Origin of the sequence: Mesorhizobium sp. M4A.F.Ca.ET.020.02.1.1 (assembly GCF_004022645.1) — a bacterium.
Lineage (GTDB): Bacteria > Pseudomonadota > Alphaproteobacteria > Rhizobiales > Rhizobiaceae > Mesorhizobium.
The window spans coordinates 1-7,112 of record NZ_RZOI01000276.1; the positions used below are offsets into that span (position 1 = coordinate 1).

Here is a 7,112-nt window from a genome sequence, read left to right on the forward strand (position 1 = left end):
TTGCGGGCGCCTATGATGAGGTCTTCGTCGCCTTTGAACATGATGGCCAGTGCAAAGGCGCCAGAGAGCCGCTTCAGCGCCTGGTGCGCGGCCTCGACGGGCTTCAGCCCTTTGGCGAGTTCGCGGGCTACCAGATGCGCGACGACCTCGGTGTCTGTCTGCGAGGAAAAGCTGTAGCCGTCGCGGGTCAGCTCGTCGCGCAGTTCGGCGAAATTCTCGATGATGCCGTTGTGGACGATGGCGACGCCGTCGGAAAAATGCGGATGCGCATTGGTCTCGTTCGGCACGCCATGGGTGGCCCAGCGCGTGTGGCCGATGCCGATCGTGCCGTCGAGCGGCTCTTCCTTCAGCCGGCGTTCGAGGTTGATTAGCTTGCCTTCGGCGCGGCGGCGGCCGAGCTCGCCATTTTCGATGGTGGCGACGCCGGCCGAGTCATAGCCGCGATATTCCAGCCGCTTCAACGCGTCGACGATGAGCGGCGCGACCTGCGAATGGCCGACAATTCCGACGATGCCGCACATGGCCGTTACCCCCGATTCCCTGCAGAAACCCAGCGCTATCTAGGGATTGCGGGCCTGCCGTGAAAGTCACTTTGCGTTTCGTTCCGTGTCAGCGGAACGGGTCTTGCTCGCAATGCACCCTGACATACCGCTGTTGCAATCCGATTACTGCAATCGTTCGGTTTTTCAAGCGCTTGGTTCTCGTTTCAGAAATATCTGGCTAAAGTCTGGCCATGGGCGAAGCCAAACCCACGGTGACACTCTGGCGTCCTGTCGGATCACAAGAGCTGAAGCTGATCGAGGCATCGGGCATGCGGGCGTTTCCGCCACGGCTGCCCGAACAGCCGATTTTCTATCCGGTCCTGTCCGAAGCCTACGCCGTGCAGATCGCACGCGACTGGAACGTACCCGCAAGCGGCTCGGGTTTCGTCACCCGGTTTGACGTGTTGAAGAGTTTTCTCAACCGGTACCGGGTCGAGCATGCCGGCAGCAAGGCGCATCTGGAATACTGGATCCCTACCGAAGACCTGCCTGAATTCAACAAGTCGATCGTCGGCAGGATCGAAGTGACCGCCGCTTTCGGCAAGGAAAGCGAGCTCGCCGGCTGACCGCTAGTGGTCGGCGCCGGCTTTCTTTTTCGCTGCCGCCGAGGCAAAGCGCTCGCGTATTTCCTTGCCCTTGCCGGGAATGGTCTTCTGGCGGGCGCGACCGAAGGCCAATGCATCGTCGGGCACGCTTTCGGTGATCACGCTGCCCGAGGCGATATAGCCGCCATTGCCGATCGAGACAGGCGCGACCAGCGAGGAGTTGGAGCCGATGAAGGCGCCCTCGCCGATATCGGTGAAGAATTTCGAATAGCCGTCATAGTTGCAGGTGATGGTGCCGGCGCCGATGTTGGCCCCGGCGCCGATCCGCGCATCGCCAATATAGGTCAGGTGGTTGACCTTGGCGCCCTCCTCGATCGTCGCCTGCTTGACTTCGCAGAAATTGCCCACCTTGGCCTTCTGCTTGAGGTCGGCACCCGGCCGCAGCCGCGCGAACGGACCGACATCGCAATTGGCGGCGATCGTTGCCCCCTCTATGTGGCTGAAGGCGTGGATCCTGGCGCCCGTGGCGATCCTGACGCCCGGGCCGAACCAGACATTGGGCTCGACCACTGCGTCGGCGCCGATTTCGGTGTCGTGCGAGAAATATACGGTTTCGGGCGCGATCAGCGTCACGCCGGACAGCATCGCCTCGCGCCGCCGGCGCGCCTGCCAGATGCCTTCCGCCTCGGCGAGTTCGGCCCGGTTGTTGATGCCGAGCGCGCTCTCGAAACTGGCTTCCGTCGCCACGACGTCCAGGCCTCGGGCGCCGGCGATCTCGACGATGTCGGTGAGATAGAACTCGCCCTTGGCGTTGCTGTTGCCGACCTTGTCGAGCAGTTCGAGCGCGTGCTTGCCCGCCACCGCCATCATGCCGGCATTGCAGAAGCCGATCTTCTTCTCCTCCGCCGAGCAATCCTTCTCCTCGCGGATGGCGACGAGCCGGCCGCCCTTCTCGATCAGGCGGCCATAGCCGGTCGGGTTGGGCGGACGGAACCCGACGACGACGACGGCGGCACCTTCCGCCAGTTTCCGCCGCGCGACGGCAAGCGCTTCCGGATCGATCAGCGGTGTATCGCCGAACATCACCAGGATGTCGTCGTAACCCTTTGATATTGCTGCACGCGCTGCAAGCACGGCATGCGCGGTGCCGAGCCGCTTCTCCTGCACGAAGGTCTCCGCCTTGGGCGCAAATTTCTGCGCCGCCTTGCGCATTTCCTCCACGCCATGGCCGATCACCAGCGCCAGATCGCCGCTGCCGGCGGCCTCGGCCGCCTTCACCACATGGGCCACCATCGGCAGCCCGGCGATAGGATGCAGCACCTTGGGCAGCGCGCTCTTCATGCGCGTGCCCTCGCCGGCGGCAAGGATGACGGACAGGCAGGATTTCTGGCTCATGAAGGGCAACCGTACGAAAAGCGTTTGAATCAATGGATGCTAGCAGTGCTGCCCATGCTGCACCAATGCGGTTAAATTCCGGTGAGACGGCGGAGCAGCTGACTCTTGATCAGCGGGTCGTTCGTTGGGAATTCTACGTCGTTCTATCTTTTTGATAATTCATATGAAAATTTGGCTATGATCTATTTGCCTCACCGCTTTTCCGGCTTCAACCGGACACACCCCTGCGTCGGACGGCAGCGTTGCGACACCTCCAAGCGCGAACGTTCGGTGTGACACCCCGATACAAAAGCACCGACACGGTGGCGTCAACCGGTTACACAAGGCAGCAAATATCTCCGGCCTTCTGGGAGTGGTGAGTCAGCGTCCCCAGAGGCTGCGCGGGCGTGTCGTCGGTTGGCTGCTGGCGCGGTGACTGGAACGTTCCACGCTTCACAAGCGGGATGGCGAAATCTCGCGAAGGCAAGCTGCGTTCTCCGTTCTGTATCAGCGAACCGGCGGACTGGGAGAGGCGGACTGGGAGAGATGGATACCATGCGCGTGGGGCGTCTGGAAGTTAGCAGGACATGGACGCCGGGCGGCCCGCGTGCAGGCGCTTGGCTGAGCGGTGCAATGACCACGCAGCGCCACCTCGCAGCGATCCTGGCTTGCGACGTCGTCGGCTATTCGCGTCTGACGGAGCGCGACGAGCGCGGCACGCTCGAGCGGCTGAAGATCTACCGCAAGGACCTCTTCGAACCGCTGGTCACCGAGCATCAGGGTCGGATCGTCAAGCTCACCGGCGACGGCATGCTGTGCGAGTTCGCGAGCGTCGTTAACGCGGTGACCTCGGCGATGGCAATCCAGCAGGCCCTGGCAGAACACGAGGCGGAGACGCCCGAGGAAGAGCGGATTCGCTTGCGCATCGGCGTCAATCTGGGCGACGTGATCTGCGAGGAGGACGGCGACCTCTATGGCGACGGGGTCAACATCGCCGCCCGCCTCGAAGGCATCGCCGATCCCGGCACCGTGGTCGTCTCGGGCACCGCCTACGACCACCTTCAGGGCAAGCTCGACTGCGGCTTCATGCCGCTCGGCGAGCTGCGCCTCAAGAACATTGAGCGGCCTGTGCGCGCCTACCGCGTCGAGACCGACGCCAGCGCCTCGGTGGCTGCCCCGCCTCCCCTGCCCGAGAAACCCTCGATCGCGGTTCTGCCTTTCACCAACATGAGCGGCGACCCCGACCAGGAATACTTCGCCGACGGGCTGGTGGAGGACATCATCACCGGATTGAGCCGGGTGAACTCCTTCTTCGTGATCGCCCGCAACTCGTCCTTCACCTACAAGGGCCGGGCGGTGGACCTGCGCCAGGTCGGGCGCGAGTTGGGCGTCCGCTACGTGCTCGAAGGCAGCATCCGCAGAGCAGGATCGCGGGTGCGCATCAGTGGGCAGTTGGTGGACGCGATCAGCGGACACCATGTCTGGACCGACCGCTTCGAGGGCGACGTGAGCGACATCTTCGACCTGCAGGACAAGGTGACCGAAAGCGTCGTCGGTGCCGTCGAGCCGAGCATCCGGCTGGAGGAGATCAAGCAGGCGCGCATGAAGCCGACCGACTACATGAGCGCCTACGACCTTTACCTTCGCGCGCTGCCGCGCTTCTACAGCATGACCCGCGAAGGCTTTGCCGACGTGCGTCGGCTCACCAACGAGGCGCTCAGCATCGACCCTGACTTCAACTTGGCGAAGGCACTCGGCGCCTATATCCGCAGCATATCCGTAAGCCAGTGCTGGCACGAGCCCGACGATATCCGGGTCGCCGCGCGCATGGCGCGCGAAGTGCTGGCGGAAGCGCGCGACGACCCTACGAGCCTACGCTTCGCCGCGCAGGTGATGGCCTACAGCGCGAAGGACTACGAGATGGCGCTGGCCACGATCGAACGATCCCTAATGCTCAATCCCAATTCGGCGCAGGGCCATACGAGCTGCGGTTGGGTGAACGCACATTCCAGCCGCCCGCTCGTCGCGATCGAGCACTTTCACCGGGCAATGCGGCTGAGCCCGGTCGACCCCGAGAAGGGCATCGCGCTCTCCGGCATCGGGATGAGCTATCTGATGCTCGAGCGCTACGAGGAAGCGCTGGCATGGGGAGAACGCGCGCTGCAGGAGATGCCGAACTACGGCTCCTCGCACCGGGTGGTGATCATGGCGCTGGTCAAACTCAACCGGCTGGACGAGGCACGGGCGGCGGCGCGGCGGCTGATGGAGGCGTTTCCGACCTACACGCTCACCCTGCAGAGGCAGATCAACCCTTGGCAAGACAAGGTGTTCGCCGAGCGTTACGTCGAGGCGCTGGGCATCTCCGGCGTGCCGGAGTGATCGTCGCGGTTGCAAGGATGCCCTCTCCTGCGCGTCACGTCCGGCCTGGCGACGTCCCAAGTCCCTGATTCTTAATCAGCAGGTCCACAGTTCGATCCAGCGCACAAAGTAGCAAACTACCCCAGCCGCCCTAGCGCCGGGAAAGTCTCCAGCAGCCAGTACGACGCGCTCTGCACGCCGCCGGTGAGGAAGAATATGCCGGCGACGACCAGCAGCGCGCCGATCGCCTTTTCGACGCGGCCGAGATGGACGCGGAATTTTCCAAGAAAGCGCATGAAGGCGCCGGAAAACAGCGCCGCGATCAGGAAAGGGATACCGAGACCGAGCGAATAGGCGGCAAGCAGCAGCGCGCCCTCGCCCACCGTCTCGCGCCCGCCGGCCAACGTCAGGATCGGCCCCAGCACCGGGCCGATGCAAGGCGTCCAGCCGAAGGCGAAAGCCAGCCCCATGATGTAGGCGGCGACCAGGCTGGCGGGCTTGCCTTGCGACTGGAAGCGCGCCTCGCGCGACAAGAGCGGGATGCGCAGGATGCCGAGGAAATTGAGGCCCATCAGGATGATCAGGGCGCCCGCCACCATTGCCAGCGGCTCCTGCCAGACGCGGAGCCAGTGACCGATGGTCGAGGCGCCGGCGCCGAGCGCCACGAACACGGTGGAGAAGCCGAGCACGAAGGCGATGGAGGATGCAATCAGCGCGCCGCGCGCGCCGGCCCTGGCGGTAGCGCCGGCATCGCCGCGGAAATCATCGACTGAAACACCGGCCATGTAGCAGAGATAAGGCGGCACCAGCGGCAGCACGCAAGGCGACAGGAACGAGATCGCCCCCGCTCCGACCGCGCTGACATAGCCGATATCCAATGCCATTTCGTGCAGTTCCGTTTGTGCTGGCGCCGATATAGCGACGGAATGCCGTCTTCGCCAATCACCATCACGTGGCAAGTCGCCGCTCCGCGGCCGGATTGGAAGAAACGGCACGTCGAATGCGTTGACCCGAAAGAGGCCGCGATTTCCGCACGCTTCGTTAGGATCACGTCAGGGAGATTTCCATGAAAACGATCACAGCCGGGTTGGCCGCGCTTTTGCTCAGCACCGCCGCATCCCTTGCCGCCGAGGCGTGGAAGGAAGCCGAGGTCGGCGGCACCAAGATCTACACCGATGTCATGGGCATGACGCTCTACACCTACGACAAGGATGAGAAGGGCAAGTCGAACTGCTACGACAAATGCGCCGCCAACTGGCCGCCGCTGAAGGCCGAGGCCGGCGCCAAGGCGGACGACGAATGGACGATCGTCGACCGCAACGACGGCACCAAGATGTGGGCCTATGACGGCAAGCCGGTTTACACCTTCGTCAAGGACAAGAAGGCCGGCGATGTGAGCGGCGACGGCGTCGCCGGCGTCTGGCACATCGTCAAGGCCGACTGAGTTCGGCTCGAGACTGGCCGAATATAGACTGGCTGCCGGATACATCCGGCGGCCAGTTCCGCCATGCCAGTGATGCTCGTCGCACCAGCTTCGATCGGCATTGCCACTGCACTGAATCGCTTGAATGGGAGGGCTCGGTCCGGTGGCTCGATACACTGGCGGCCCTTCCCGAAATTATGTGATCTTCTCCATACACTCTAAGAGTGTATTGCCGCGGACGTCCCCGCATTTTGGCCGCTTGCCCTTGACCGATTGCAAAAGCACGGCCATGTGAGCGACGAAAAAGAACGCGTCGTGCGCAGTGGAATTCTTCCGCCGCCCCACAGCTGATATGAGACCTCATGGACGTCGTCGTCGTCGAATCGCCGGCCAAGGCAAAGACAATCAACAAATATCTCGGCAAGAACTATCGGGTTCTGGCCTCGTTCGGCCATGTCCGCGATCTGCCGGCCAAGGATGGCTCGGTGCGCCCGGACGAGGATTTCGCCATGTCCTGGTCGGTCGACACCGCTTCCGGCAAGCGGCTCGCCGACATCGCCAAGGCGGTCAAGGACGCCGACGGCCTGATCCTCGCCACCGACCCGGACCGCGAGGGCGAGGCGATTTCCTGGCATGTGCTGGAAGTGCTGAAGCAGAAGCGCGCGCTGAAGGACAAGCCGGTGAGCCGCGTCGTCTTCAATGCCATCACCAAGGCCTCGGTGCTGGATGCGATGGCCAATCCGCGCCAGATCGACGCGCCGTTGGTCGATGCCTATCTCGCGCGCCGTGCGCTCGACTATCTGGTCGGCTTCACGTTGTCGCCGGTGCTGTGGCGCAAGCTACCCGGCGCCCGCTCGGCCGGCCGTGTGC

6 protein-coding genes and 1 pseudogene are annotated in these 7,112 nt (G+C 63.6%); 4 read left to right on the top strand and 3 right to left on the bottom strand.

The window, feature by feature from the left end:
* A pseudogene (locus EN742_RS18070) lies at nucleotides 1-521 on the bottom strand (glutamine--fructose-6-phosphate aminotransferase); the annotation flags it as partial.
* Between the two features lie 212 nt (nucleotides 522-733).
* On the opposite strand from EN742_RS18070, the gene EN742_RS18075 reads away from it, so the two are divergent.
* Nucleotides 734-1,108: an ADP-ribosylation/crystallin J1 gene (locus tag EN742_RS18075; RefSeq protein WP_127407470.1), complete on the top strand. Its 375-nt coding sequence runs from the start codon at nucleotides 734-736 to the stop codon at nucleotides 1,106-1,108.
* A gap of 3 nt (nucleotides 1,109-1,111) precedes the next feature.
* Here EN742_RS18075 and glmU read toward each other — a convergent pair whose 3' ends face one another.
* Nucleotides 1,112-2,482 (bottom strand): bifunctional UDP-N-acetylglucosamine diphosphorylase/glucosamine-1-phosphate N-acetyltransferase GlmU, encoded by a 1,371-nt coding sequence (gene glmU / locus EN742_RS18080; RefSeq protein ID WP_126054307.1) that lies wholly within the window; start codon nucleotides 2,480-2,482, stop codon nucleotides 1,112-1,114.
* Nucleotides 2,483-3,094: 612 nt separating this feature from the next.
* Here glmU and EN742_RS18085 point away from each other — a divergent pair.
* Nucleotides 3,095-4,840, top strand: coding sequence for an adenylate/guanylate cyclase domain-containing protein (locus tag EN742_RS18085; RefSeq protein ID WP_126054306.1), 1,746 nt, complete (start codon nucleotides 3,095-3,097; stop codon nucleotides 4,838-4,840).
* A 116-nt stretch (nucleotides 4,841-4,956) separates the two neighbouring features.
* Here EN742_RS18085 and EN742_RS18090 read toward each other — a convergent pair whose 3' ends face one another.
* Nucleotides 4,957-5,703 carry a cytochrome c biogenesis CcdA family protein gene (locus EN742_RS18090; protein WP_126054305.1) on the bottom strand — a complete coding sequence of 249 codons (747 nt, stop codon included), beginning with the start codon at nucleotides 5,701-5,703 and terminating at the stop codon, nucleotides 4,957-4,959.
* A 182-nt stretch (nucleotides 5,704-5,885) separates the two neighbouring features.
* On the opposite strand from EN742_RS18090, the gene EN742_RS18095 reads away from it, so the two are divergent.
* Nucleotides 5,886-6,263, top strand: a complete 378-nt coding sequence (locus tag EN742_RS18095) for a hypothetical protein (RefSeq protein ID WP_128333098.1) — start codon at nucleotides 5,886-5,888, stop codon at nucleotides 6,261-6,263.
* 341 nt (nucleotides 6,264-6,604) lie between these two features.
* The coding region (locus EN742_RS18100) for a toprim domain-containing protein (protein ID WP_245492350.1) at nucleotides 6,605-7,112 on the top strand (508 nt) is incomplete at its 3' end.

What these genes read in the sequence shown, in the direction of transcription:
- glmU (WP_126054307.1), bottom strand. Translation starts at nt 2,482, where the DNA reads ATGAGCCAGAAATCCTGCCTGTCCGTCATCCTTGCCGCCGGCGAGGGC.
- EN742_RS18095 (WP_128333098.1), top strand. Translation starts at nt 5,886, where the DNA reads ATGAAAACGATCACAGCCGGGTTGGCCGCGCTTTTGCTCAGCACCGCC.
- EN742_RS18075 (WP_127407470.1), top strand. Translation starts at nt 734, where the DNA reads ATGGGCGAAGCCAAACCCACGGTGACACTCTGGCGTCCTGTCGGATCA.
- EN742_RS18085 (WP_126054306.1), top strand. Translation starts at nt 3,095, where the DNA reads ATGACCACGCAGCGCCACCTCGCAGCGATCCTGGCTTGCGACGTCGTC.
- EN742_RS18090 (WP_126054305.1), bottom strand. Translation starts at nt 5,703, where the DNA reads ATGGCATTGGATATCGGCTATGTCAGCGCGGTCGGAGCGGGGGCGATC.